Here is a 24622-nt window from a genome sequence, read left to right as displayed (position 1 = left end):
GCTGTTCGCATCATCTGCTGCGGCGCGAACATCGCCACGGGGCGACGCGCCGACGCAGGATGTCGACACGGCGATGTGGGGGGACGACACGGCGACGTGGGAGGTCGACACGGCGACGTGGGGGGACGACACGGCGACGTGGGAGGTCGGCACGGGCGGGGTCAGGTGGGGAGGCCTAGGAGGGTTGCCAGGGTGGTGGGGCGGGTGCCGGCGGCGGTCAGGGTGCCGGGTAGGGGTGGGAGGCCCGTCGGGGACTGCGGGGCGGTTGCCGGGGCGGGGACCTCCACCGGCTTGCCGCCGAACGGGGCGTTCTGGGAGCCGCGGACGCCGATGGGGCTGCCTGGGGGCTCCGCGCAGTAGGCCTGCTGGTTCGGGGGGACGTCCGAGAGGTCGTTGGCCGGGCGTTGGTGGGTGCCCTCGTAGCCGCGGATGCAGGAGAACGGGTCGTTGAAGGTCAGGACCAGGCCCAGGTGCCCCGTGCCGTCCGGGTTCGCGCCGGGCGCCGTCGCGGTCACCATCGGGAAGGCGACCAGCAGCTGCTCCAACGCATCGGTGCGCATGCTCGTGATCTGCGTCGTCGTCAGCAGGTTGGCCACGATCAGCCCCAGGTCCTGTCCGGAGTCGCGCAGGATCGAGTTGACCTGCACCGCCACCGCGGGGACACCCGTGATCAGGCGGCGGATGTCCGGGTCGGACTTCTTCAGCTGACCGGCCAGCAGGCGCAGGTTCTCGGCGTACGACGTGATCTGGGACGACTGCAGCGCCTGCGTCTCCAGGACCACCCGCCCGTTCGACAGCAGCGACGCCGTCTGGGGCAGGTGGGCGGACGCGGCCGACGTCAGGTCGCCGGCGCTGTCCAGCAGCACCCGCAACGCGGGGCCCATGTCCCGGAACGCCTTGTCCAGCTCGTCGACCGTCGTGCGCAGCGAGTCCTGGGGGACGCTCGTCACCAGGTTGTCCAGGTTGGACAGCAACGTCTCCGGGGACGACGGCAGCTCGGTGCGGGACCGGGGCACCACCGAACCGTCCACAAGGAACGGGCCGCCGGCGCCGGAGGGCACCAGGTCGACGTACTGCTCACCGACCGCCGAGCGGTTGGCCACCACCGCCGAGGTGTCGGCCGGGATCCGCGTGTCGGAGTCAATGTCCAGCACCACGTCGATGCCGTCGTCGGACAGGCGCAGCTCGTCCACCCGGCCCACGGTCACGCCGCGGTAGGTCACCTCGGCGTTCGCGAAGATCCCGCCCGAGTCGGCGAACTGCACGGTCACCCGGTACCCGCGCGCCCCGAACAGCCGGTCCATCCCCGCGTAGGTCCCGCCGACGTACCCGATCCCCACCACGGCGATCAGCGCGAACAGGAACAGCCGGATCTTGGTGGCCCGCAACAACATCAGCGACCACCCCCGAGCAGCGACCCAAGCAACCCGGCAAGCCCGCCCGCGGGCGGCGCCGAGGGCGTCGGCAGCACCGGCACCGGCAACGGCGGCAGCGCCTCGGCGGGCGGGGCCGATCCGCCGGAGACACCCGGGATCGGCACGATCGGCGTGCTCGCGTTCCCCAGGTTCTCCAGCAGCACGCTCAGGTCCAGGTCGAACTTCACGTCGACGTTGACGTAGTCACCCTTGACCGCGTTGAGGAAGTAGTCGGTGAACGGGTAGGTCACCAGGAACTGCAACGAGTTCGGCAGGTCAGCGCCCGCGTCGGCGAGGTTGCGCAGGATCGGCTCCAGCAGCCGCAGGTCCGCCACGAGGTCGTCGCGGCTGCTGTTCAGCGTGTCGACGGCCACAGTGGACAGTCGCTCCAGCGCGCCGAGCATCGTCACCAGCGAGTTGCGCTGCTCGTTCACCACCCGCAGGCCGGGACCGAGCTGCTCGAGCGCCAGCGCGATGTCGTCGGTCTGCCGAGCCAGGTTCGTCGACAGCCGGTCCAACGCGTCGATCGCGCGGACGATGTTGCCCTTCTCCTCGTCCAGCACCCCGACCACGGTGTCGATGTTGGACAGCGCGGCGCGGATCTCCGGCTCGTTGCCGGACAGCGCCGCGTTGACCTCGGTCACGATGTTCCGCAGCTGCCCGACCCCACCGCCGTTGAGCAGCAACGACAGCGCACCGAGCACCTCCTCGATCTCCGGGTTGCGGCCCGTCCGGTCCAGCGGGATCACCGCGCCGTCGCGCAGCACGCCCGACGGCTCCCCGGACGACACCGCGCCGGCATGCAGCTCCACGAACTTCTCCCCCAACAGCGAGGACTGCCGCAGCTCCGCGCCAGAGTCGGCCGGCAGCCGCACGCTGCCGTTCACCAGCATCGTGACGACCGCGGTCTTGTTGTCCTTCGCCAGCTCGATCTTCTCGACCCGACCCACCGCGACGTCGTTGACCTTCACCCCGGCCTGCGGCACGAGGTCGAGCACGTCACCGAAGTGCGCCACCACCCGGTACGGATGGTCGCCGAGGTCCGCGCCACCGGGCAGCGGCAGCTGGTACACACCGGAGAACCCGCCGGAGCCGCACCCCGCCACCAGCAGGAACACCACCACGAGCAGAAGCCGCCTCATCCCGTGCCGCCGGTGGCCGGAACGGTGAGGTTCATCAGCAGCGGCGGCAACGGCGGCAGCTCGCCCCGGTTCGCCGCGGCCAGGATCTCCGCCACCGACGGCAGCTTCAGCGTCCCGTCGAGGTACGGCGCGAGCTGCTTGCACAGGTCCGACAAGGTCTTCGGCAGCTGCGTCGGCGTGCCCGCCTCGATCGTGCGGCACAGCATCAGCACCGGCGGGTAGGTCAGCTCGTTGAGGTTGCCGCGAATCGCGAACGACGCGGACGCGGCGTCGTAGGTGGACAGGAAGTTCGACATCGCGAGCGGCGCCACGTCGAGGATCTCCGCCACCGACGCCCGCTGGTCGACCAGCGCCTGGGTGACCCCGGTCAGGTTGTCCACATTGGAGCTGATCTTGTCCTTGTTCCGGCCGATGAACCCGTGCACGTCGGTGAGCGCGGTGCCGAGCGAGGACAGCGCGAGACCGAGCTCGTCGCGGTCCTCTGCCAGGTAGCCGCTCACGTCCGCCAGCTGGTCGTTGAACTGCCGGACCTGCGCGTCGCTGTCGGCCAGCGCCTTGGTGAACCGCTGGAGGTTGTCCACCGTGGCGAACAGGTCGCCGCGGGAGTCGGCCAGCGCCGCGGTCGCGTCGGAGAGCGAGCGGATCGTCTCGCCGAACAGCTCGCCGTTGCCGGACAGGTTCGCCGCCGCGGTGTCCAGCACGTCCGACAGCGCGCCGTCGGCGTTCGCGCCGTTCGGGCCCAGGGCCGTCGCCAGCTCGTTCACGCTCGCGGTCAGGTCGTCCAGCTCGACCGGGGTATCCGTTCGGTCCAGCGGGACCACCGTGCCGGTAGGCATCAACGGTCCGTCCGCGTAGGCCGGGGTGAGCTGCACGTACCGGTCGCTCACCAGCGACGGCGCCACCACCACCGCGCTCGCGTTCGCGGGGATCTCGATGCCGTCGTCGACGGTCATGTCCACCCGAACGCGGTCGCCCCGCGGCTCGACGGCGGTGATCCGGCCGACGCCGATGCCGAGCACCTTCACCTCGGAGCCGGCGTACACGCCGACCGCCTTGGCGAAGTACGCGGTGATCTTGGTGCCCGAGCTGGTCATGCCGGCCCACCACAGCGCACCGCTGACCGCGAGTGCCAGCACGCACCCGATGGCGAGGATCGTGGCGGCGTTGCGGCCCGCCCGGGTGCGGATGGTCACCGGCCACCTCCTTGGTAGGCAAGGGGAGTCGAGCAGCCCTCCGGGTTGATGTCGATGATCCCCACGTCGGTCGGCGGCGGCAGCAGGCCGCAGATGTAGCCCTCGAACCAGCGGCCGTTGCCGATGACGTTGTTGAACATCCGCACGTACGGCGCGAGCGACTGCAGACTCGCGCTCAGGTTGTCCTGGTTTCGCGCCAGGATCGTGGTCACCTGGTCCAGCTCGTCCAGTGCCGGCTCGAGCTGCGCCTGGTTGTCCGCGACCAGCCCCGACAGCTCGTTCGACAGTGCGGTGGTGCCGGTGAGCAGCGTCGACACCGCCTCCCGGCGCGCGCTCAGCTCGTCGAGCAGCAACGTGGCGTCGGCGAACAGCTTCTGCAGCTGGGCGTCCCGGTCGGCGACGGTCTTCGTGACGTCCGCGGTGTTCGACAGCAGCGTCCGCAGCTGTTCGTCGCGTGAGGACAGTGTGCTGGACAGCCGGGTCAGCCCGGTGAGCGCGTCCTTCATGTGCCGCGGGCTGTTGGCGAACGTGTCGGAGATGACCGCGAAGCTCTTCGCTAGCTGGTCGGTGTCGATCTTCTCGACGGTCTCGGACAGCTTGCCGACCGCCGGCACGATGTCGAACGGCGTGCGGGTGCGGGACACCGGGATCGGGTCGTTCGGATGCTGCGGCGAACGCCCGTCGGAGGTCAGCGCGAGGTACTTGTCGCCCAGCAGTGTCTTGATCTCGATGGACACGGTGCTCTCGTCGCCGAGGCTCACATCCCGCACCCGGAAGTCGACCACGACCTTGTTGCGGGCCAGCTCAACGCTCCGCACGTCGCCGACCTTCACCCCGGCGAGCCGCACCTCGTTGCCGGGCCGCAAGCCCGCCGACTCGCTGAACTCCGCGGTGTAGGTGGTGCCGCCGCCGATGATGGGCAGGTCGTCGGCGTTGAACGCCACCAGCAGCGCCAGCACGATCAGCACCAGCGTCACCGCGCCGACGCTCGCCTGGTCCCGCTCGCGTAGTGGTTTCACGGTCCGCACCTCTCGGCCATCGGCGTGCCGGGCACCGGCAGCGCGGGGATGTCGACGGTGATCCCGAGGTCCGACACGCCGATCCGGCCGGACGCGCTGCACAGGTAGTAGTTGAACCAGCCGCCGTAGCTGGACACCCGGTTGATCGTCTGGATCTTGTGCGGCAGCCCGGCCAGGAACTTGTCGACCGTGTCGCCGTGGTCGGCCAGGGTCGCCGACAGGGTGCCGAGCGCCGCGATGTCGTCCTTGAGCGCCGGCCGGGCCGCGCCGAGCAGGCCCGCGGTCGTGTCGGTCAGCTCGCCGAGCGCACCGATCGCGTCGCCGATCGGCTTGCGCTGCTCGGCGAGGCCGCTGGCGAGCAGCTGGAGTTGGTCGATGAGCCCGGACACCTCGGTGGTGCGGTCGTTGACCGTGGTCAGCACGGTGTTCAGGTTGTCGATCACCCGGCCGATCACCTGGTCCTTGCCGGCGATCGTGCTGGTGAGCGACGCGGTGTGGGCGAGGACGCTGTCGATCGTGCCGCCCTCACCCTGCAGCACCTGGATCAGCTCGGCCGCGAGCTTGTTGACCTCACTGGGGTCCAGCGCCTCGAACAGCGGCTTGAACCCGTTGAACAGCACGGTCAGGTTGAGCGCGGGCCGGGTGCGCTCGGGTGGGATCACGTCGTCCGGGCGCAGGATCGCGTTCGGGTCGCCGCCGGCACCGAGGCCGAGCGAGACGTACCGCTGGCCGATCAGGTTGCGGTACTTGATGGTCGCGGTCACCGAGCGGGGGAGCTCCCGGGACGCCTCGACGTCGAAGTGGACCTCGGCGAGCTTGTTGTCGTACACCTCGATCGCGCTCACCTGGCCGATGCGCACGCCGGACATCCGGATGTCGTCGCCGACGTTGAGTCCGGTGGCGTCGGTGAACCGGGCCGCGTACCCGGATGTCGGTCCGACCGTCGTGTTGGCGATCGTCAGGGCGAGCAGCGCGGTGAGCGTGACGGTCACCGCGGTGAACAGCAGCATCTTCGCCAACGGCGCGACGAAATTTCTCATGCCGCCCCCTCGCAGGCTCGGTGCCGCCGCTCGCGGTCGCCCTGTGGCATTGGTTCGCTCGCAAGCTCGCTCCCAACTCCCCCTCGCAGGCTCGGTCGAGCCGCTCGCGGTCGCCCTGTGACACTTGGTTCGCTCGCAAGCTCGCTCACTCGACGGTCACCTCCGCCCCGCGGTAGAGCGGGCCGACGAGCAGCGAGCTCCACGCCGGCACCTGGCTGGGCGGCACCCCGAGCTGGGGCGCCAGCAGCCCGGCGAGCAGGTCACGCTCGGCGCCCGAGTTCGCGACCTGCGGCACGGTCGGCTGGAAGTCATCCGGGCGGTCCGAGTGCGGCGGGGGTGGCTTCGACGAGCCGTCCTCGATCGGGCCCTCCGCGGGGTACTGCGGGAACCGGGCCGGCGGGTGGGCCACCGGGTAGCAGCGCGGGCCGCGCTTGTCCTCGTACCGCGGGGTGTCCACGCCTGGCTCGTACTTGCCGCGGCTGGACGTGATCTCGATGGTGACCCGGGTGACGTCCGGGTGCGCCGAGCCCTTGCCGAACGCCGCGTCCGCCGACGGGATCGCGTCGACGAGCTGCTCGAGCAGGCACGGGTACTCCGGCGCGTACTTCGCCAGCACGTCCAAAGTGGACCGCGAGGTGCTCACCAGGTTGATGAGGTTGTCCTTGTTGACCGTGAGGAAGTTCGTCAGGTCGACCGATGCCGTGGTGAGCGTCCCGAACAGGGCGTCCAGGTTTGCCCGCTGCTCGACCACGGTCCGGGTCGTCGTCGTGAGGTCGCTGAGCGCGTCGAGCAGGTCGGGGCCCGCCTCGGCGTAGGTGTCGGCCACGTCGGCGATCCGCTGGATGTCCGCACGCAGGTCCGGCAGCGACGGCTCCAGCTTCTCGAGGTAGGCGCCGAGCTCGACGAGCGTGTCGCCGAGCTGCTCGCCACGGCCGTCCAGGGCGGTGGACATCGCGTTCAGCGTGCTCGCGAGCTTCGCCGGCTGCACCGCCTGCAGCACCGGCATCAGGTCGTCCAGCACCTGCTCGATCTCGATCGCGGTCGAGCTGCGGTCCTGCCCGATCACCGCGTTCTCGGCGATAGGACCGTCCGGGTGCGGCGGAACCTGAAGCGCCACATAGCGTTCGCCGAACAACGTCTTCGGCAGCAGCCGGGCCGACACGTTGGCCGGGATGCGGTCCACGGTGTCCGGGTCGAGCGCGAGGTCGAGCACGGCGACATCGCCGTCGGGTCGCACCCCCCGAACCTCGCCCACGATCAGCCCGCGCAGCTTGACGTCCGCGCCGACCCGCAGCTGGTTGCCGACGTGGTCGGTCTCCAGTCGCACCGGCACCACGTCGACGAACGTCTTGCGGTAGAAGGCGACCGACAGCAGCACGAACAGCGCCGCGATCACGAGGAACACCAACCCGTAGAGCTGGTATCGCAGCCGGGCGTTCATCCGGCTATCCGCACCGTCGTCGTCGCGCCCCAGATCGCCAGGCTCAGGAAGAAGTCCAGCAACATCTGCAGCACGATCGCGGCCCGCACCGCGCGGCCGACCGCCACGCCGACGCCGGCCGGTCCGCCGGTCGCGGTGTAGCCGTAGTAGCAGTGCACCATGATCACGACCACGCTGAACACGATCACCTTGAGGAACGACCACAACACGTCCTCAGGGGGTAAGAACAGGTGGAAGTAGTGGTCGTAGGTGCCGGCCGACTGGCCGTAGAACCACACGGTGATCTGCCGGGAGGCCACATAGGAGCAGAGCAGGCCCACCAGGTACAGCGGGATCACCGCGGCCACCGCCGCCAGCACCCGGGTGGTCACCAGGTAGGGCAGGCTCGGCACGGCCATCACCTCGAGTGCGTCGATCTCCTCGGAGATCCGCATCGCGCCGAGCTGCGCGGTGAACCCGCAGCCGACCGTGGCCGAGAGCGCGAGCCCGGCCGCGAGCGGCGCCACCTCGCGGGTGTCGAAGTACGCGGCGATGAACCCGGTGAGCGCCGACGTGCCGAGCTGGTTGAGTGCCGAATACCCTTGCAGGCCAACGATCAGCCCGGTGAACACGGTCATCCCGATCATCACGCCGAGGGTGCCGCCGATGACCGCCAGCGCACCGCTGCCGAAGAACACGTCGGACAGGATCCGCAGTGTCTCCTTGGGATAGTGCGCGAGCGTCCGCGGCATCGACGCGACCACCCTGGCGTAGAAGGCGAGCTGCTCGCCGAGCGTGGCGAGACCGTCCGCCGGCTTGGTGGCCACCACCGCCGCCCGCGAGGCGGTGGTGCCGCGCGGGGGGACGTCGGTGGCTGGGGCCGACGGGGTGACGGTCATCGGCCTACATGCCCTTCGGTGGAACGATCTGCAGGTAGATGCCGGTGATCACCACGTTGATGAGGAACAGCAGCAGGAACGTGATCACCACGGTCTGGTTCACCGCGTCGCCGACACCCTTGGGGCCGCGACCGGGGTTGAGCCCGCGGTACGCGGCGACGATGCCGGCGACGAACCCGTAGATCACCGCCTTGATCTCGCTGACCCACAGGTCCGGCAGCTGCGCCAGCGCGTTGAACGAGGCCAGGTACGCGCCGGGCGTGCCGCCCTGCATGACCACGTTGAAGTAGTAGCCGCCCGCCACGCCGACCACGCTGACCAGCCCGTTCAGCAGCACGGCCACCACGATCACGGCGAGCACCCTCGGCACGATCAGGCGCTGGACGGGCGACACGCCGAGCACCTCGAGCGCGTCGATCTCCTCGCGGATCGTGCGCGAGCCGATGTCCGCGCACATCGCCGACCCACCCGCCCCGGCCACCAGCAGCGCCGTGATCAGGGGACTGGCCTGCTGGACGATCGCGAGCGCGCTGGCCGCGCCGGTGAACGACTGCGCGCCGATCTGCTGGGTGAGCGAGCCGAGCTGCAGCGCGATCACCGCGCCGAACGGGATCGACACGAGCGCGGTCGGCAGGATCGTGACGCTCGCGAAGAACCAGCACTGCTGGACGAGCTCACGCCACTGGAACGGCCGGCGCGGCGTGTGGCGCAGCACCTCCCAGCCGAGCGTGGCCATCCGGCCGACCTGGGCGAGCGCACGCACGGGCGCGGGTTGTGGCCCAGCACCAGTGCTCATGGCATCACCCAGGTTTCCTTGCCCTGCATGCACAACGACCCAGACGTCGCGGGGTTACCCGAAACTCGAGAGTGAATGACCGGCGGTCACGCCACCGTCCGCGACGAACTCCGCGCCCGTGCAGTACGAGCTGTCGTCGCTCGCCAGGAACAGGACGAGCTCGGCGATCTCGGGCGGCTGGCCGACCCGGCGCATCGGCACCCGCTTGGCCACGTACGACAGGTCCACCGGCTGCCCGCCCAGCGCGGTCGGCAGCAGCCCGGTCTCGACCACGCCCGGATGCACCGAGTTCACCCGGACGCCCTTGGTGGCCAGCTCCAGCGCGGCCACCTTGGTCATCCCGCGGATCGCGAACTTGCTCGCGGTGTAGGCGGTGAGCAGCGGTGCCGCGGCCAAACCCTCCACCGAGGACACGTTGACGATCGAGCCGGTGCCCGCCTCGATCATGCCGGGCACCACCGTGCGCATGCCGAGGAACGTGCCGACCTGGTTGACCCGGATCACCCGTTCGTAGTCGGCGAGCGTCGTCTCGTGCAGCAGCGCGAAGTGCAGCACGCCCGCGTTGTTCACCAGCACGGTGACCGGACCGTGGACCTCCGCCGCCGCGGCGACCGCGGTCGCCCACTGGTCCTCTTCGGACACGTCGAGGTGCTGGTAGTGCGCGCCGAGCTCGTCGGCCAGCGCCTTGCCCGCCTCGTCGTCGACGTCGCAGAGCACCACCCGGGCACCCTCGGCGACGAACCGCCTGGCCGCCGCGGCGCCCTGTCCGCGGGCCGCCCCGGTGATCAGTGCGACCTTTCCGGCCAACCGTCCCACGTCTCCCCCTACATCAGCTCGTCGGTCAGCGGCATCAACACGGTCTTCAGCTCGGTGTAGGCCTCGAAGGCGCTCTGCCCGCCCTCGCGGCCGAGGCCGGACTGCTTGAACCCGCCGAACGGCAGGTGTGGCTCGACCTGGAAGCCGTTGATCCCGACCGTGCCGGCGCGCAGCTGCCTGGCCAGCCGGAACGCCCGGCGAGCGTCCGTTGTGTACAGTCCGGCACCGAGGCCGTACTCGGTGTCGTTGGCCAGCCGCACGGCCTCGTCCTCGTCGGAGAACGGGACCACCGCCAGTACCGGACCGAAGATCTCCTCGCGGGCGATCTCCATCCCGTTGTCCACGTCGGCGAAGATCGTCGGCCGGACGAAGTTGCCCTCGGCCAGGTCGCCGTCGGCCCGCTCGCCGCCGCACACGAGCCGCGCGCCGGACTCGCGGCCGCGCTCGATGAAGCCGAGCACCCGGTCCAGCTGCCTGGTGTTGATCAGCGGGCTCGACATCGTCGCCGGCTCGAACGGGTCGCCGTAGGTCACCGCGCCGGCCATCATCTCGGCCGCGGTGAGGAACTGGTCGTAGACGTCCCGGTGCACGAGCGCGCGGGTGTGCGCGACACAGGCCTGACCGGACAGTCCCATGGTGACGGTGCCCATCGTGGTCATCGCGGCGAGGCCGACGTCCGGCGCGTCGGGGAACACGAGCGCCGGGCTCTTGCCGCCCAGCTCGAGCGAGACCCGCTTGAGCGTGTCCGCCGAGGCCTTGACGATCCGCTTGCCCACCGCGCGGCTGCCGGTGAAGCTCACCTTGTCGACCAGCGGGTGGGTGATCAGCGCCTCGCCGGTCGGCTCGCCCGGCCCGGTGACCACGTTGACCACACCGTCGGGCAGCCCAGCCTCGCCGAGCAGCTCCACCATCCGCAGCACCGTGAACGCCGCGAACTCCGACGGCTTGAGCACCACCGTGCAGCCGGCCGCGAGCGCGGGCCCGAGCTTCTGCGCGAACAGCAGGAACGGCGCGTTCCACGGCAGGATCGCGGCCACCACACCGATCGGCTCACGGAAGGTCATCGCCAGGTGGTCACCGCCCTGGTACGGCGGCAGTGTCTGGCCGCCGACCTTGTCGACCCAGCCGGCGTGGTGGTCGATCACGTCAGCGGCGGCCTCGACCCCGGTCGCGTAGATGTTGGCGCTGAACGACAGCGGCACGCCGTTGTCCAGCGCCTGCAGGCCACGCAGCTCCGGTGCGTGCTCGCGCAGCAGGTTCGCGAACCGGTGCAGCACCTGGATCCTGGTGGTGGCCCGGGACCGCGGCCAGCCACCCTCGTCGAACGCCCGGCGTGCCGCGCGGACCGCGTCGTCCACATCGGACGCGGCGGCGACCGGGAACTCGCCGATCGCCTCGCTGGTGGCCGGGTGCCGGTGGGTCCAGGTCGCGCCGTCGTTCGCCGGGCGCCACTTGCCGTCGACGAGCAGCTGCCCGTCCTTGAGGCCTACCTCGTCCCGGCGCGGGCGCAGGGTCAGCGTCATTGCTTCCTCCTAGAGCGACATCAGCTCGGTGGCGGCGAAGGTCCGGTCCGGATCGCGGCCGGCGAAGTAGCCGCCGACGACCGTGTCGAGCTCCTCGGGTGTCCAGGTGGGACGGTCGAACCGCTGCTCGACCGATGGGGGAGCGAGCAGCGCGACCATGCCGCCGTAGACGACGAACACCTGGCCGCTGACCTTGTCCGCGGCCGGCGACGCGAGGTAGGCGACCAGCGGCGCGACGTGTTCCGGCGACAGCGGGTCGGCGCCTGCCGGCGCGTCCCCGAACACATGCGCGGTCATCGCCGTGCGGGCGCGCGGGCAGATCGCGTTGGCGCGCACGCCGTAGCGGGCGAGCGCCCGCGCGGTGGAGACGGTGAGCGCGGCGATGCCGGCCTTGGCCGCCGCGTAGTTCGGCTGGCCCTCCGAGCCCAGCAGGAACGCCTCCGACGCGGTGTTCACCACCCGGCCGTAGGTGCTTCCGTCGCCCGCCTTCGCCCGGGCCCGCCAGTACGCGGCGGCGTTGCGGGACAACAGGAAGTGGCCACGCAGGTGCACGCGCAGGACCAGGTCCCACTCGTCGTCGGACATGTTGAACAGCATCCGGTCGCGCAGCACGCCGGCGTTGTTGACCACGACGTGCAGCCCGCCGAACCGCTCGGTGGCGACGGTCAGCAGCGCGGCCGCGGTGGAGGACTCGCCGACGTCGCCCTCGACCAGGACCGCCTTGCCACCCAGTGACTCGATCGCCTCGACCGTGGCTCCGCCGGTGCCGCCAGGGATGTCGTTGACCACCACGTCCGCGCCGGCCCTGGCGAGCGCCAGCGCCTCCGCGCGGCCGAGCCCCGCACCGGCGCCGGTGACGATCGCGACCTTCCCGTCGAGGCTCAGCCCGTCCATGCCGCTCAGCCGAACGTGACGATCTGCCGGATCAGGTTGCCGCCGGCGCGCAACGCCTGCAGCCCGTCGTTGATCTCGTCCAGGGTGATCCGCTTGCTGATCATGCCCTCGAGGTCCAGCCGCCCGGAGCGCCACAGCGACAGCAGCCGCGGGTAGTCCCGGTGCACGTCCGCACCGCCGTAGAACGAGCCGAGCAGCCGCTTGTCGTGCAGGAACAGCTCCTGCGCGGAGAAGGAGACCATCGCGTCGCCACGCCCGGCGCCGACCACGACGACCGTGCCGCCGCGGCGGGCGTTGTCCCACGCCGATCGGATCGTGGCCGGCGCGCCGACCACGTCGAACGTGTAGTCCCAGCCCTGGTTCTCGGTGAGCGTCGCGTTCGTCTCGGCGAGCTGTTCGGGTGTGACGGCGTGGGTGGCGCCGAAGTGCTTGGCCGTCTCGTGCTTGCCCACCACCGGGTCCACCGCGACGATCGTCGCCGCGCCGGCCAGCCGGGCGCCCTGGATCACCGAGATGCCGACCCCGCCGCAGCCGATCACCAGCACCGACGCGCCGGGCGAGACCTTGGCCGTGTTGATCGCCGCGCCGACCCCGGTCATCACGCCGCAGGCGACCAGCGCCGCGATCTCGAACGGCACGTCGTCGGCGACCTTCACCGCGCCGTCGGCCGGTACGACCAGCTCCTCGGCGAACGTGCCGGTGCCGGCGTAGCCGAACACGGGGGTGTCGCCGATGAGGAACCGCGGGTTCATGAACGCGGCGATCGAGTGGATCGCGCACAGGTGCGGGCGGCCGCCCCGGCAGTTGACGCACGTCCCGCACGGCGGCACGAACGTGAGCGCCACGTGGTCGCCCACGGCGAGATGGTCGACCTGCGGGCCGGCCTCGACGACCTCACCCGCGCCCTCGTGGCCGATGATGCCCGGCGCGAGCGCGGGGAGCGTCCCGTCCATCGCGGACAGGTCGCTGTGGCACACGCCGGTGGCCCTCACCCGGACCCGGATCTCGCGTGGCCCGACGTCGGTGGTGCGCACATCGTCGCGCAGCTCCAGCTTGGTGTCCCCGATCTGGTTCAGTACCGCGGCCTTCATCCGGGACCTCCTCGTTTTGCTCGGACTCTAGTACATTCTTAGAACGTGTTCTAGTGGACACCAGTCGGGAGAGCGGATGTATATCGCGTACACGGCGGAGCAGGAGCGGCTGCGGCTCGAGCTCAGGGAGTACTTCGCCGACCTGATGACGGCGGAGCGCAGGGAGGCTCTCGCGGCCGGCGGGGACTACGGCTCGGGCGAGGTCTACAAGGAGACGGTCAGGCAGATGGGTGCTGATGGCCGGCTCGCGCTGGGCTGGCCGAAGGAGCACGGCGGCCAGGCCAGGTCGATGCTCGACCAGCTGATCTTCACCGACGAGGCGGCCGCCGCGGGCGCCCCGGTGCCGTTCCTGACGATCAACACCGTCGGCCCGACGATCATGAAGTTCGGCACCCCGGACCAGAAGGCGTTCTACCTGCCGCGGATCGCCGCCGGGGAGATCCACTTCTCGATCGGCTACTCCGAGCCCGAGGCCGGCACCGACCTCGCCTCGCTGCGTACCCGCGCGGTCCGCGACGGGGACGACTACGTGGTCAACGGCCACAAGATGTGGACGAGCCTCATCTCCTACGCCGACTACGTCTGGCTCGCCTGCCGCACCGACCCGGACGCCGCCAAGCACAAGGGTCTGTCGATCATCATCGTGCCGACGTCCGCGCCCGGCTTCTCGTGGACGCCGGTGCACACGGTCGCCGGGGTCAGCACGAGCGCGACGTACTACGAGGACGTCCGGGTGCCGGCGACGAACGTGGTCGGCGAGCTCAACCGGGGCTGGCCGCTGATCACCAACCAGCTCAACCACGAGCGCGTCGCGCTGACCTCGGCGGCGCCGGTCCGCCAGGCGCTGCGCGAGGTGCGCGAGTGGGCACAGGCGACCAAGCTGCCGGACGGCAGGCGGGTGATCGACCAGGAGTGGGTGCAGGTCCACCTGGCGCGGGTGCACGCGAAGGTCGAGTTCCTGAAGCTGGTCAACTGGAAGATCGCCTGGGGGGTCGACGGCGGCACCGAGCGCGGGCTCAACCCGGCGGACGCGTCGGCCACCAAGGTGTTCGGCACCGAGTTCGCCACCGAGGCCTACCGGCTGCTGATGGAGGTGCTCGGCCCGCAGGCCCACGTGCGGGCCGGGTCGCCGGGCGCGCTGCTGCGCGGCCGGGTCGAGCGGATGCACCGGTCGGCGCTGATCCTCACCTTCGGCGGCGGCACCAACGAGGTACAGCGCGACATCGTGGCGGCCGTCGGACTCGGCCTCCCCGTCTCGAAGAGGTGAGTCGAATGGACCTGTTACCCGACGAGGACGACCGCGACCGCGACCTCGGCCTGCTGAAGGGATGACCGTGGACTTCTCGCACGACGAGGCGGACCTCGAGCTGGCGAAGCTCGCCGCGACCATCCTCGCCGACCACACCGCACCGCGGCGGCTCGCCGAGGTCGAGGCCACCGGCGACCGGTTCGACCGTGCACTGTGGACAGACCTGGCCGGGGCGGGGGTGCTCTCCGCGGCGCTGCCCGGGTCGGTCGGCGGGAGTGGTCTGGGCCTGCTCGCGCAGTGCGGCGTGCTCGTCGAGATCGGCCGGACGGTCGCACCGGTGCCGTACCTGCCCTCGATCGTGGTCGCCGCGGGCGCGGTCGCCGAGTTCGGCACGGACGCCCAGCGCGAGACGTGGGCGGCGCCGGCGGCCGCGGGTGAGCTAGTGCTGACCGCCGCGCTCGTCGAGGAGGTCGGCGACGACCCGGGCGCGCCGGCGACGGTTGCCGAACATGCCACGGAAAACGCCACGGAAAATGCAAGTGCATCTGCACGGTGGTATTTGCACGGAACAAAAGTCGTCGTACATTCGGGTCCCGTCGCTGACTTGTTTCTGGTGCCGGCCGAGACCCCTGACGGACTCACTGTGTTCCTTGTCACTCCGCGGGACTCCGGGGTGACGGTGCGCCGCCAGGAGGTCGTCGACGGTGACGCGGAGGCGGTGCTGGAGCTTGACCACGTCGAGCTCGCCGCGGACCGCGTGCTCGGTACGCCGGGCGTCGGCGCGCATGTCGTCGAGTGGCTCGCGGCGCGGTACACCGTCGGTCTCTGCGCCCTCCAACTGGGCGTTTCCGAGGCGGCACTGCAGATGACGGCCACATATGCAAGTGGCAGAGTGCAATTTGATCGTCCTATTGCGACGTTCCAGGCGGTGGGACAGCGGCTCGCGGACTGCTACATCGACGTCGAGGCGATCCGATTGACGCTGTGGCAAGCAGCGTGGCTACTGTCTGAAAATTTGGCTTCCCACACCGAGATCGCGACGGCGAAGTTCTGGGCGGCGGACGGCGGACACCGGGTCGCGCATGCCGCGGTGCATGTTCACGGCGGTTTGGGTATTGACGTGGACTACCCGCTGCATCGATATTTTGTGGCCGCGAAACGTAATGAGTTCAGCCTGGGCGGCGCCACCTCACAGCTGCGCCGCATCGGTGTCGCCTTGGCCGCGGAGCCCGCGTGATGTACGGAGGTTCGGATGGTCGCGCCAGGGGAGACGCTCCCCACAGTCACTGACTTGTTGCTGGCGCGCGCGAGCGATCCGAACCCCGGCCTGGTGTTCGAGGACAACCGATGGTCCTGGGCGGACCATGTGCAGGAGTGCGCGGACCGTGCCGCGCTGCTGCGGTCGTTGCGCCGTCCGGGTCCGTTCCACGTCGGGGTGCTGCTCGACAACGTGCCCGAGTTCTCGTTCCTTCTCGGTGGCGCGGCGCTGGCCGGTGCGGTGCTCGTCGGGCTGAACACGAGCCGACGCGGCGAGGCGCTGGTGCGCGACATCACGCTCGCCGACTGCCAGGTCGTGCTGACCGACAGCCGGTACGTGGAGCTGTTGCAGGGTTTGGATGTCGGCGCGCGGGTGCTGGACATCGACTCCGCCGCGTGGCACGTCACCGCGTTCCGCCACCAGCACAGCCGGCTCGACCCGGTGCCGGTGACGCCCGACGACCTGCTCATGCTGATCTTCACCTCCGGCACCAGCGGTGAGCCGAAGGCCGTGCGGTGCACGCACGGCAAGATCGCCGAGCCGGGCCGGATGCTCGCCGAGCGGTTCCGGCTCGGGTCCGCGGACACCGCGTACCTGTCGATGCCGATGTTCCACTCGAACGCGATCATGGCCGGTTGGTCGGTGGGCCTCGCCGCAGGGGCGCGGCTGGCGCTGCGCCGCCGGTTCTCCGCGTCCGGCTTCCTCGACGACGTCAGGAAGTTCGAGGTCACCTACGCCAACTACGTCGGCAAGCCGCTCTCCTACGTCCTGAGCACCACCCGGCACGAGGACGACGCGGACAACCCGCTGCGGCTGATGTTCGGCAACGAGGGCGCGGCGCCGGACGTGGCCGCGTTCGCCGAGCGGTTCGGCTGCCAGGTCGTCGACGCGTACGGCTCGACCGAGGGCGGCATCGTCGTGCCGCGCCCGCCGGACATGCCCGCCGGTGCGCTGGGCACGCTCGAGGGTGGGCTCGCGGTGCTCGACCCGGTCACCGGCAGGCCGTGCCCGCCGGCCGAGTTCGACGCGGGCGGCCGGTTCGTGAACGCCGACGAGGCGGTCGGCGAATTGGTCAATACCACTGGTGGCGGCATGTTCGCCGGCTACTACGACGACCCCGACTCGGACGCGGACCGGTTGCGGGACGGCATGTTCTGGAGCGGCGACCTCGTCTACCGCGACGCCGACGACTTCGTGTTCTTCGTCGGCCGCTCGTGCGAGTGGCTGCGGGTCGACGGGGAGAACCTCGGCGCCGGGCCGATCGAGCGGATCCTGCTGCGGCACCCGGACGTGGTCGAGGTCGCGGTGTACGGGGTGCCCGACCAGGAGGTCGGCGACCAGGTGATGGCCGCGCTGGTGCTCCGGGGCGAGGCCGTGTTCGACCCGGAGGGGTTCGCCTTGTTCCTGGCGTCCCAGGCGGACCTCGGGCCGAAGCAGGTCCCGCGCTTCGTCCGGCTGACCCCGCGCCTGCCGCGGACGGCGACGTACAAGGTGCTGAAGCGCACACTCAACGCGCAGCGGTGGCGCACGCCCGAACCGGTGTGGTGGCGGGAGGGTGCGGAGCTGCGGTTCGAGCCACTGACTCCATCCAGCGATCCAATCCGGCTCGACTGGGGAGCCCGGTCCGTGCGACGCTGACCGTATGCCTGACACACCGGAACCCGCCGCGAGCGACACAGAGACCGAGCCTGAGTCACAGGACGACGTGAAAGAGCGATTCCGCGAGGCGCTGGAGCGCAAGCAGGCCCGAACCCGCAGTGGCGAGGAGCACGCCGACGCGAGGTCGAAGGTGCACGACGCCCACGGCCCGGCCGCGGGCAAGCGCACGTTCCGCCGCAAGAGCGGCTGACCGGCACCGGCTCGGTCTCGGCCCAGACGCAGCCGCACCACCTCCAGCTCACGCACGGTGAGCTGGAGGTGGTCGGGGTGCGAAGCCCGAGTGACGCTGAGTGAGGCGTGCGCACCGGAGTGTGTGTGGCTACCGCATCGTCAGCAGCAGGTACGCGGCCAGCGTCGAGCCGTCGGTGATCACGCCCGCACGCAGCATCCGCTCGAGCTCCGCGCGCGGGAACCACTGCTGGCGCATGTCCTGCTCCTCGACCTCACGCCGCGCGGGTCCCGGGGTCAGGCCGGTGGCGAGCCACACGTGGTAGCCCTGGCTGGTGATGCCGTGCGCGGCGTTGAGGTAGCCGAGCCGCTCGAGCCGGCCGGCGGTGAACCCGGTCTCCTCGGCCAGCTCGGCCGCCGCCAGCTCCGCCGGCGTACCCGTCACGCCCTGCGGGAAGGTGCCTGCGGGAACTCCCAGTACCGGGCGCTCAGCGGGTAGCGGTACTGCTCCACGAGGTGGAAGCCGTCGTTCTCGAACGGGATGACGACCGCGAAGTCCGGTTTCTCGATGACCGAGTAGATCCCGCGCGACCCGTCGCCACGCTCGATCTGGTCCTCGCGCAGGGTCAGCCACGGGTTCTCGTACACGACCCGGGACGACAGGGTCTTGATCGCTGGCTCGTCGCTCACCGGACCAGTGTCCCTACCCGAGCTTGTCCAATCCGGACCGGGCCTCGTCGACCTCCGCGAGGAGCCCGGCCATCACCTCGGCGACCGGGCGGATCTCGTTCATCCGCCCCACGATCTGGCCGACCGGCATCGCGACGACATCCGGGTCGCCCGCCTGCATCATCCGCTGGTGCGCCTCGCCGACGAGCAGGTTCTGCAGCGGCATCGGCAGCGGCTCCGGCGCGTCTGGCTCCGCCCACGCATCGGTCCACTTGTTCCGGAGCAGCCGGGCGGGTTTCCCGGTGTAGACGCGGGACCGCACGGTGTCGGTCGACCCGGCCTTGACCAGCGCGCGTTGCAGCGTGTTCGGACCGGTGCCCAGCCGGTACTCGGCGGTGGTGAGCCAGTAGGACCCCATCCACACGCCGGACGCACCCAGGGCGAGCGCCGCGAGCATCTGCCGGCCGCTGCCGATGCCGCCCGCGGCGAGCACGGGGACCCGCGCACCGACGGCGTCCACGACCTCGGGCACGAGCACCATCGACGCGATCTCGCCGGTGTGCCCGCCCGCCTCGTATCCCTGCGCCACAACGATGTCCACGCCGCCGTCGACGTGCCGCACGGCGTGCTCGGCCTTGCCGGCGAGTGCCGCCACCGGCACGTCGCGGGAGTGTGCCCGCTCGATCACGTCCGCAGGCGGCGAGCCCAGCGCGTTGGCGATCAGGCTGATCCGGTGCGACAGCGCGACGTCCACATGGGACCGTGCCACGGAGTGCAGCCAGCCGAGCACGCCCGCGTCGGTGGCCGGGTCGCCGGACAGCGGTGGCACGCCGAGCTTGAGCAGCGTCCGCTCGACGAAGTCCTTGTGCCCGGCGGGGATCAGCGCGGACAGGTCGGTCGGCGTGCCCTCCTTGGGAATGGTCGCCGGCATGACGATGTCCACGCCGTAGGGCTTGCCGTCGGTGTTGTCGTCCATCCAGGACAGTGCGGCTTCGAGCTCGGCCGGGTCGTTGTACCGCACGCAGCCGAGCACGCCCATACCGCCGGCCCGGCTGATCGCGGCGGCCACGTGCTCGGACGGCGTGAAGCCGAAGATCGGGTGCTCGATGCCGAACCGGTCACACAGTGGCGTTCGCATGCGCTCCTCCTGCGGTCGCCTGCCAGGTCGGCTCGTGCTGCTCGGTGTACTCCTTCGCCCAGCGGTAGTCCGGTTTCGCGCTCGGCGCGCGGCCGACCTTCTCGACGATCCAGAGGCTTCTCGGCGTCTTGTACCCCGCGATGCGCCGGCGGACGTGCGCGTCGAGCGCGGCGAAGTCGATCGTCCTTTCCGGACGTGGCTGGACGAGAGCGGCGACCCGCTGGCCGAGCAGCTCGTCCGGGACACCGACCACGAGGGCGTCGAACACGTCCGGATGGGACTTCAACGCCTCCTCGACCTCCTCGGGGAAGACCTTCTCGCCGCCGGTGTTGACACTCATGTTTCCTCGGCCCAGCAACGTGATCGTGCCGTCGTCCTCGAGCCGGGCGAAGTCGCCGGGCACGACGTAGCGAGCCCCGTCGACCTCCACGAAGATCGTCGCGCTCTTCTCCGGGTCCTTGTAGTAGCCGAGCGGGACGTGGCCGCCACGCGCGATCCGGCCGATCTGGCCCGGCTCGACCGGCCGGTCGTCCTCGTCGATGACGATCGTGCTCGGCCCGGCGGTCACCCGCGGGCCGCCGCTCGACTGCTGGGTTCCTTTGACCACCATGCCGATCCCGGTGAAGCCGGACTCCGACGAGCCGATCGCGTCCGTGATGACCACGTTGGGCAGTGCCTCGACGTACTGCTCCTTGACCGTCGCGGAGAACAGCGCCGCGTGGCTGGAGATCGCGAGCAGGCTGGAGGGGTCGTAGCTGCCCTGCTGGAACGCCTCGATGAGCGGACGGGCCATCGCGTCGCCGACGATCGTCATCACCTTGACCTGATGCCGTTCGACCGCGCGCCACACCTCGTGCGGGTCGAACTGCGGCACCAGCACCACGGTGTCGCCGCCGAAGAGCGCAGGCAGCGCGGCCCATTGGGCGGCGCCGTGGATCAGCGGCGCGCAGGCCAGCCGGGTCAGGCCGCCCGAGTCCTTGCCGCGGGCGGACTGGGCCCACTCGTCGGCGAGTGGCTCGCCGGTGACGAAGTCGATGCCGCCGCCGAGCACCCGCCAGACGTCCTCGTGGCGCCACATGACGCCCTTGGGGTGGCCGGTGGTGCCGCCGGTGAAGAGGATGTAGAGGTCGTCCGGGCTGCGTTCGCCGAAGTCGCGCTCGGCCGGCTGGTTCGCGATCGCGTCCTCGTACCCGACGCTCGCGGTCCGGGCGTCGGTGCCGTCCTCGACGACGAGCGCGTGCCGGACGTTGGGCGTGTCCGGCAGGACCGCGTCGACGAGCGGGCCGTAGCGGCGCTCGTGGACGAGGCCTTTGAGGTCGGCGTTGTCGAACAGATATCGCAACTCGTTCTCGACGTAGCGATAGTTGACGTTGACCACCACCGCACGCAGCTTGTACGCCGCGAGCATGGTCTCGATGGCCTCGATGGAGTTCCGCGAGTAGAGCCCGATGTGGTCGCCCTGGCCGAATCCCTGCTCGGCCAGGTGGTGCGCTAGTTGGTTGGCTCGCCGCTCCAGCTCGGCGAACGTCGCCGTCCGGTCGGCGCACGCGATGGCGATCCGGTCCGGGAAGGCGTCGGCGGCATGCTCGAATAGATCCGCGATGTTGAGTGCCACTCGACTAAACTAGAACGTGTTATCGTTCCTGGCAATCCCTCGGCCATGGAGAGGTGCATGCCTGACTGCCTGGTCCACCAGGACGGCCACGTCCTGGTCGTGACGATGAACCGTCCGGAGGCGCGCAACGCCCTGTCCGGCGAGATGATGTCGATCATGCGCGCGGCCTGGGACCGGGTCGACGAGGATGCCTCGATCCGGGTTTGCGTGCTCACCGGCGCGGGCGGCGCGTTCTGCGCGGGCGCCGACCTGAAGGCGATGACCCGCACGCACCCCGGCGAGAGCTTCGCGTCGGGTGACTGGGACCTGTCGGTGATCGAGCCGCTGCTGAAGGGCCGGCGGCTGACCAAGCCGCTCATCGCCGCGGTCGAGGGCGCCGCGATCGCGGGCGGCACGGAGATCCTGCAGGCCACCGACATCCGGGTGGCCGGCGAGAGCGCCCGCTTCGGCGTGGCCGAGGCCAGGTGGGGCCTGTTCCCGCTGGGTGGTTCCGCGGTTCGGCTGCCGCGGCAGATCCCGTACACGCTCGCCGCCGACCTCCTGCTGACCGGCCGGCACATCACGGCGGCCGAGGCGCTGTCCCTGGGCCTGATCGGGCACGTTGTACCGGACGGCCGGGCACTCACCCGCGCGCTGGAGATCGCCGAGGTGATCGCGGCCAACGGCCCGTTGGCGGTCCAGGCGATCTTGCGGACGATGCGGGAGACCGAGGGCATGCCGGAGGACGAGGCCTTCAAGGTGGACGCCCGCCTGGGGATGGCGGTCTTCGCCAGCCAGGACGCCCGAGAGGGCCCGAAGGCCTTCACCGAGAAACGCCCCCCGAACTTCCAGGCCCACTAACCCCGCGAGTCCAACGCCCAGAACCCGCGAGTCCAACGCTCGGGACCCGCGAGTCCCCGGTCGCATGTCGCGAATGTTGGACTCGCCCGACCGGAGCGTTGGACTCGCGAGGCTGGTGGGAGCGGGGTGGGCGCGAGGCGGTCAGATGGCGCGGTCGCGGCCCGCCCAGTAGGGGTCGCGCAGCTTTCGCTTGTACAGCTTGCCGTTCGGGTCCCTCGGGAGCTCCGACACGTAGTCGATGGTGCGCGGCATCTTGAACTTCGCCAGCCGGTCGGCGGCGAACGCCAGCAGCTCGTCGGTCAGCGCGTCGCCCGGCGCGACCCCGGCCGTGAGCTGCACCACGGCCTTGATCTCCTCGCCCCAGTGCGGGTTCGGCACACCGAACACCGCGACGTCCGCCACCTTCGGGTGGCACGCGAGCTCGTTCTCGATCTCCGCCGGGTACACGTTCACGCCACCGGAGATGATCAGGTCCGACTTCCGGTCGCACAGGTAGAGGTAGCCGTCGTCGTCGAGATACCCGATGTCCCCCAACGTGAACAGGTCGCCCACCCGCGCGGCCCGGGTCTTCGCCTCATCCTTGTGGTACTCGAAGTTCGACACGCCCATCCGCATGTAGACCAGGCCGGGCGTGCCCGTGGGCACCGGCGCGCCGGACTCGTCGAGCACCGTCACCACCGAGCCCGGCCAGGGCTTGCCCACCGAGCCGGGCTTCGCGAGCCACTCGGTCGCGCTGATCGCCGTGCCGCCGCCCTCGGTCGCCGCGTAGTACTCGGTCACGACCGGCCCCCACCAGTCGAGCATCCGGCGCTTGACCTGCGGCGGGCACGGTGCCGCACCGTGGATCATCACCCGCAGCGACGACAGGTCGTACGTCGAACGCGTCTCGGCGGGCAGTTCGAGCAACCGGTGGAACTGCGTCGGCACCATGTGGCTGTGGGTCACCCGGTGCCGCTCGATCAGCGCGAGCATCTCCTCCGGTCGCCACCGGTCCATCAGCACCGCCGTGTGTCCCAACTGGACGGAGTTGGCGACGAAGTTGAGCACCGCCGTGTGGTACATCGGCGAGCCGCAGATGTGCACGTGACCGTCGAACGGGTGGAGGTCGAAGATGCCGAAGAACCACGTCGCCGCGGGTGGCACCGCGTCCGGGTCGGTGCCGGTCAGCGGGCGCCGCACGCCCTTGGGGCGCCCGGTCGTGCCGGAGGTGTACAGCATCGGCGAGCCCGCGGTCCGCACGTCCGGCCGGCCGGACTCGCCCTCGCCGAGCCGTTCGAGCGGCGCGAAGCCGGGCACGTCGCCGACCGCGAAGGTGGCCGGCACCCCGCTGCGCGCGGCGGCGTCCGCGGCGACCTCGGCGAACCGCTCGTGCGCGACGAACGCCTTGGCGCCGCTGTCCTCGATGAGGTAGGCGACCTCGGCGCCGACCAGGTGCCAGTTCACCATCACGACGTACAGGCCGGTCTGGAACGCTCCGAAGTAGACGGACGTGAGGTCCGTGCCGTTGGGCAGCATCACGACGATCGCGTCACCCGGCGCGAGGCCCATGGCCTGGAAGCCGCGGCCGTACCGGTCGGCCGCGGCGGCCAGCTCCTGGTAGGTCAGCTGCCGTTCGTCCGGGCCGACCACGGCGACGAGGTCCGGTTGCTCCCGAGCGATGTTCCACAGTCCGATCGAGGCCACCGGGCTAATCTAGAACGTGTTTCAGTTGTCGGCAAGGACCGCTGCCACCGCGCGGACCTGGGCGGCGTCCGCGCAGCCGACCATCAGCATGGTGACGCCGTTGTCCGCCCACCTCCTGGCGTGCGCGCGGACCTGTTCGGCGGTGCCGATCATCGCGGTCTCGGCGACGAGCTCGTCGGGCACCGCGGCGGCGGCCGCGGCCTTGCGACCCTCGCGGAACAGCCGGGTGACCTCGTCGACCACGTCCGCGTAGCCCATGCGCCGGAACAGGTCGGCGTGGAAGTTCTTCTGCTCGGCGCCCATCCCGCCGGCGTAGAGCGCGATCACCGGCCGGTGCTTGTCGTACTCGGCGGCCGGGTCGTCGGTGACCGTCACCGAGACGCTGGCGGCGACCTCGAAGTCCGCGCGCGAACGTCGCGCGCCGGGGCGGGCGAAGCCCTCGTCGAGCCAGGAGTTGTACTGGTCGGCGAGCTTGTCGGTGAAGTAGACGGCGAGCCAGCCGTCGGCGATCTCGGCGGCGAGCGCGACGTTCTTCGGGCCTTCGGCGCCGAGCCAGACGGGCAGGTCCGCGCGCAGCGGGTGGGTGATCGGGCGCAGTGGCTTGCCGAGCCCGTCGGCGCCGCCGCCGGTGTAAGGCAGCGGGTAGTGCGGCCCGGCGCTGGTGACCGGGGCCTCGCGCGCGAGGACCTGCCGGATGATCGACACGTACTCGCGGGTGCGGGCGAGCGGCTTGCCGAACGGCGCGCCGTACCACCCTTCGACGACCTGCGGCCCCGAGACGCCGAGCCCGAGGACCGCCCGCCCGCCGGAGAGGTGGTCGAGGGTGAGCGCGGCCATCGCGGTGGCGGTGGGCGCGCGGGCCGACAGCTGCGCCACCGCCGTGCCGAGCCGGACCCTGGTGGTGGCCGACCCCCACCAGGCGAGCGGCGTGAAGACGTCCGAGCCCCACGACTCGGCGGCGAACACGGCGTCGAACCCGGCCTCGTCGGCGGCGGCGACCATCTCGGCCGCGTTCGCCGGCATGCCGGCGCCCCAGTACCCGAGCTGCAGTCCAAGCTTCATGCCGGCATGGTAGATCGTGTTCCGGTCCGCGAT

At 70.7% G+C, this 24622-nt stretch carries 21 protein-coding genes and 1 pseudogene; 5 read left to right on the top strand and 17 right to left on the bottom strand.

Annotated elements, in window-relative coordinates; all coding sequences use genetic code 11:
• Positions 1 to 161 precede the first annotated feature (161 nt).
• The 12 genes from GEV28_RS10245 to GEV28_RS10190 form a co-directional block, all read right to left on the bottom strand.
• A complete protein-coding gene (locus GEV28_RS10245) occupies positions 162 to 1394 on the bottom strand; it encodes an MlaD family protein (protein ID WP_291411025.1) in 1233 nt (410 codons plus the stop codon).
• The gene (locus GEV28_RS10240) at positions 1394 to 2557 is read right to left on the bottom strand and encodes an MCE family protein (RefSeq protein WP_291411024.1); all 1164 of its coding nucleotides are present in this window, start codon (positions 2555 to 2557) and stop codon (positions 1394 to 1396) included. Before GEV28_RS10240 ends, GEV28_RS10245 begins: the two co-directional genes overlap by 1 nt.
• Entirely contained in the window at positions 2554 to 3750 is a 1197-nt protein-coding gene (locus GEV28_RS10235; protein WP_291411023.1) for an MCE family protein, read from the bottom strand. The genes GEV28_RS10240 and GEV28_RS10235 overlap by 4 nt, the downstream gene beginning before the upstream one ends.
• Positions 3747 to 4769 carry an MCE family protein gene (locus tag GEV28_RS10230; protein ID WP_291411022.1) on the bottom strand — a complete coding sequence of 341 codons (1023 nt, stop codon included), beginning with the start codon at positions 4767 to 4769 and terminating at the stop codon, positions 3747 to 3749. The genes GEV28_RS10235 and GEV28_RS10230 overlap by 4 nt, the downstream gene beginning before the upstream one ends.
• Positions 4766 to 5809, bottom strand: coding sequence for an MlaD family protein (locus tag GEV28_RS10225; protein ID WP_291411021.1), 1044 nt, complete (start codon positions 5807 to 5809; stop codon positions 4766 to 4768). Before GEV28_RS10225 ends, GEV28_RS10230 begins: the two co-directional genes overlap by 4 nt.
• Positions 5810 to 5954: 145 nt before the next feature.
• Positions 5955 to 7250, bottom strand: coding sequence for an MCE family protein (locus GEV28_RS10220; protein WP_291411020.1), 1296 nt, complete (start codon positions 7248 to 7250; stop codon positions 5955 to 5957).
• A complete protein-coding gene (locus tag GEV28_RS10215) occupies positions 7247 to 8128 on the bottom strand; it encodes an ABC transporter permease (protein ID WP_291411019.1) in 882 nt (293 codons plus the stop codon). Before GEV28_RS10215 ends, GEV28_RS10220 begins: the two co-directional genes overlap by 4 nt.
• Before the next feature lie 4 nt (positions 8129 to 8132).
• Positions 8133 to 8924, bottom strand: a complete 792-nt coding sequence (locus tag GEV28_RS10210) for an ABC transporter permease (protein WP_291411018.1) — start codon at positions 8922 to 8924, stop codon at positions 8133 to 8135.
• A 54-nt stretch (positions 8925 to 8978) separates the two neighbouring features.
• Positions 8979 to 9740, bottom strand: a complete 762-nt coding sequence (locus GEV28_RS10205) for a glucose 1-dehydrogenase (RefSeq protein ID WP_291411017.1) — start codon at positions 9738 to 9740, stop codon at positions 8979 to 8981.
• 8 nt (positions 9741 to 9748) lie between these two features.
• Positions 9749 to 11263 carry an aldehyde dehydrogenase family protein gene (locus GEV28_RS10200; protein ID WP_291411016.1) on the bottom strand — a complete coding sequence of 505 codons (1515 nt, stop codon included), beginning with the start codon at positions 11261 to 11263 and terminating at the stop codon, positions 9749 to 9751.
• Between the two features lie 9 nt (positions 11264 to 11272).
• Positions 11273 to 12148 (bottom strand): 3-oxoacyl-ACP reductase, encoded by an 876-nt coding sequence (locus GEV28_RS10195; protein ID WP_291411059.1) that lies wholly within the window; start codon positions 12146 to 12148, stop codon positions 11273 to 11275.
• 14 nt (positions 12149 to 12162) lie between these two features.
• Positions 12163 to 13248 (bottom strand): Zn-dependent alcohol dehydrogenase, encoded by a 1086-nt coding sequence (locus tag GEV28_RS10190; protein ID WP_291411015.1) that lies wholly within the window; start codon positions 13246 to 13248, stop codon positions 12163 to 12165.
• A gap of 76 nt (positions 13249 to 13324) precedes the next feature.
• On the opposite strand from GEV28_RS10190, the gene GEV28_RS10185 reads away from it, so the two are divergent.
• The 4 genes from GEV28_RS10185 (at position 13325) to GEV28_RS10170 (ending at position 17604) form a co-directional block, all read left to right on the top strand.
• Positions 13325 to 14515, top strand: a complete 1191-nt coding sequence (locus GEV28_RS10185; RefSeq protein ID WP_291411014.1) for an acyl-CoA dehydrogenase family protein — start codon at positions 13325 to 13327, stop codon at positions 14513 to 14515.
• Between the two features lie 67 nt (positions 14516 to 14582).
• A complete protein-coding gene (locus tag GEV28_RS10180) occupies positions 14583 to 15734 on the top strand; it encodes an acyl-CoA dehydrogenase family protein (protein WP_291411057.1) in 1152 nt (383 codons plus the stop codon).
• A 15-nt stretch (positions 15735 to 15749) separates the two neighbouring features.
• The gene (locus tag GEV28_RS10175) at positions 15750 to 17393 is read left to right on the top strand and encodes a long-chain-fatty-acid--CoA ligase (RefSeq protein ID WP_291411013.1); all 1644 of its coding nucleotides are present in this window, start codon (positions 15750 to 15752) and stop codon (positions 17391 to 17393) included.
• Positions 17394 to 17397: 4 nt separating this feature from the next.
• A complete protein-coding gene (locus GEV28_RS10170; protein ID WP_291411012.1) occupies positions 17398 to 17604 on the top strand; it encodes a DUF5302 domain-containing protein in 207 nt (68 codons plus the stop codon).
• 129 nt (positions 17605 to 17733) lie between these two features.
• Here the strand turns inward: GEV28_RS10170 and GEV28_RS10165 are convergent.
• From GEV28_RS10165 to GEV28_RS10155, 3 genes and pseudogenes are all read right to left on the bottom strand, one after another.
• Positions 17734 to 18254, bottom strand: a pseudogene (locus GEV28_RS10165) (NUDIX domain-containing protein).
• A gap of 31 nt (positions 18255 to 18285) precedes the next feature.
• Positions 18286 to 19389: a nitronate monooxygenase family protein gene (locus GEV28_RS10160; protein ID WP_291411011.1), complete on the bottom strand. Its 1104-nt coding sequence runs from the start codon at positions 19387 to 19389 to the stop codon at positions 18286 to 18288.
• Positions 19370 to 21004 carry an acyl-CoA synthetase gene (locus tag GEV28_RS10155; RefSeq protein WP_291411010.1) on the bottom strand — a complete coding sequence of 545 codons (1635 nt, stop codon included), beginning with the start codon at positions 21002 to 21004 and terminating at the stop codon, positions 19370 to 19372. The genes GEV28_RS10160 and GEV28_RS10155 overlap by 20 nt, the downstream gene beginning before the upstream one ends.
• Before the next feature lie 45 nt (positions 21005 to 21049).
• On the opposite strand from GEV28_RS10155, the gene GEV28_RS10150 reads away from it, so the two are divergent.
• Positions 21050 to 21844 carry a crotonase/enoyl-CoA hydratase family protein gene (locus GEV28_RS10150; RefSeq protein ID WP_291411009.1) on the top strand — a complete coding sequence of 265 codons (795 nt, stop codon included), beginning with the start codon at positions 21050 to 21052 and terminating at the stop codon, positions 21842 to 21844.
• 141 nt (positions 21845 to 21985) lie between these two features.
• On the opposite strand, the gene GEV28_RS10145 is transcribed toward GEV28_RS10150, so the two are convergent.
• Together GEV28_RS10145 and GEV28_RS10140 are read right to left on the bottom strand one after the other, a co-directional pair.
• A complete protein-coding gene (locus tag GEV28_RS10145) occupies positions 21986 to 23527 on the bottom strand; it encodes an acyl-CoA synthetase (RefSeq protein ID WP_291411008.1) in 1542 nt (513 codons plus the stop codon).
• A 21-nt stretch (positions 23528 to 23548) separates the two neighbouring features.
• On the bottom strand, positions 23549 to 24589 hold the full coding sequence (locus GEV28_RS10140) for an LLM class F420-dependent oxidoreductase (RefSeq protein WP_291411007.1): 1041 nt from the start codon (positions 24587 to 24589) through the stop codon (positions 23549 to 23551).
• Positions 24590 to 24622: the final 33 nt, after the last annotated feature.

Origin of the sequence: Actinophytocola sp. (genome assembly GCF_009379765.1) — a bacterium.
Taxonomy (GTDB): domain Bacteria; phylum Actinomycetota; class Actinomycetes; order Mycobacteriales; family Pseudonocardiaceae; genus Actinophytocola.
This window is presented reverse-complemented; position numbering and strand designations above follow the sequence as displayed.

Bases quoted from the DNA above. Each gene is read 5' to 3' on its own strand.
- GEV28_RS10245 (WP_291411025.1), bottom strand. From the start codon at position 1,394: ATGTTGTTGCGGGCCACCAAGATCCGGCTGTTCCTGTTCGCGCTGATC.
- GEV28_RS10240 (WP_291411024.1), bottom strand. From the start codon at position 2,557: ATGAGGCGGCTTCTGCTCGTGGTGGTGTTCCTGCTGGTGGCGGGGTGC.
- GEV28_RS10225 (WP_291411021.1), bottom strand. From the start codon at position 5,809: ATGAGAAATTTCGTCGCGCCGTTGGCGAAGATGCTGCTGTTCACCGCG.
- GEV28_RS10220 (WP_291411020.1), bottom strand. From the start codon at position 7,250: ATGAACGCCCGGCTGCGATACCAGCTCTACGGGTTGGTGTTCCTCGTG.
- GEV28_RS10215 (WP_291411019.1), bottom strand. From the start codon at position 8,128: ATGACCGTCACCCCGTCGGCCCCAGCCACCGACGTCCCCCCGCGCGGC.
- GEV28_RS10210 (WP_291411018.1), bottom strand. From the start codon at position 8,924: ATGAGCACTGGTGCTGGGCCACAACCCGCGCCCGTGCGTGCGCTCGCC.
- GEV28_RS10200 (WP_291411016.1), bottom strand. From the start codon at position 11,263: ATGACGCTGACCCTGCGCCCGCGCCGGGACGAGGTAGGCCTCAAGGAC.
- GEV28_RS10190 (WP_291411015.1), bottom strand. From the start codon at position 13,248: ATGAAGGCCGCGGTACTGAACCAGATCGGGGACACCAAGCTGGAGCTG.
- GEV28_RS10185 (WP_291411014.1), top strand. From the start codon at position 13,325: ATGTATATCGCGTACACGGCGGAGCAGGAGCGGCTGCGGCTCGAGCTC.
- GEV28_RS10175 (WP_291411013.1), top strand. From the start codon at position 15,750: ATGGTCGCGCCAGGGGAGACGCTCCCCACAGTCACTGACTTGTTGCTG.
- GEV28_RS10170 (WP_291411012.1), top strand. From the start codon at position 17,398: ATGCCTGACACACCGGAACCCGCCGCGAGCGACACAGAGACCGAGCCT.
- GEV28_RS10160 (WP_291411011.1), bottom strand. From the start codon at position 19,389: ATGCGAACGCCACTGTGTGACCGGTTCGGCATCGAGCACCCGATCTTC.
- GEV28_RS10150 (WP_291411009.1), top strand. From the start codon at position 21,050: ATGGAGAGGTGCATGCCTGACTGCCTGGTCCACCAGGACGGCCACGTC.
- GEV28_RS10140 (WP_291411007.1), bottom strand. From the start codon at position 24,589: ATGAAGCTTGGACTGCAGCTCGGGTACTGGGGCGCCGGCATGCCGGCG.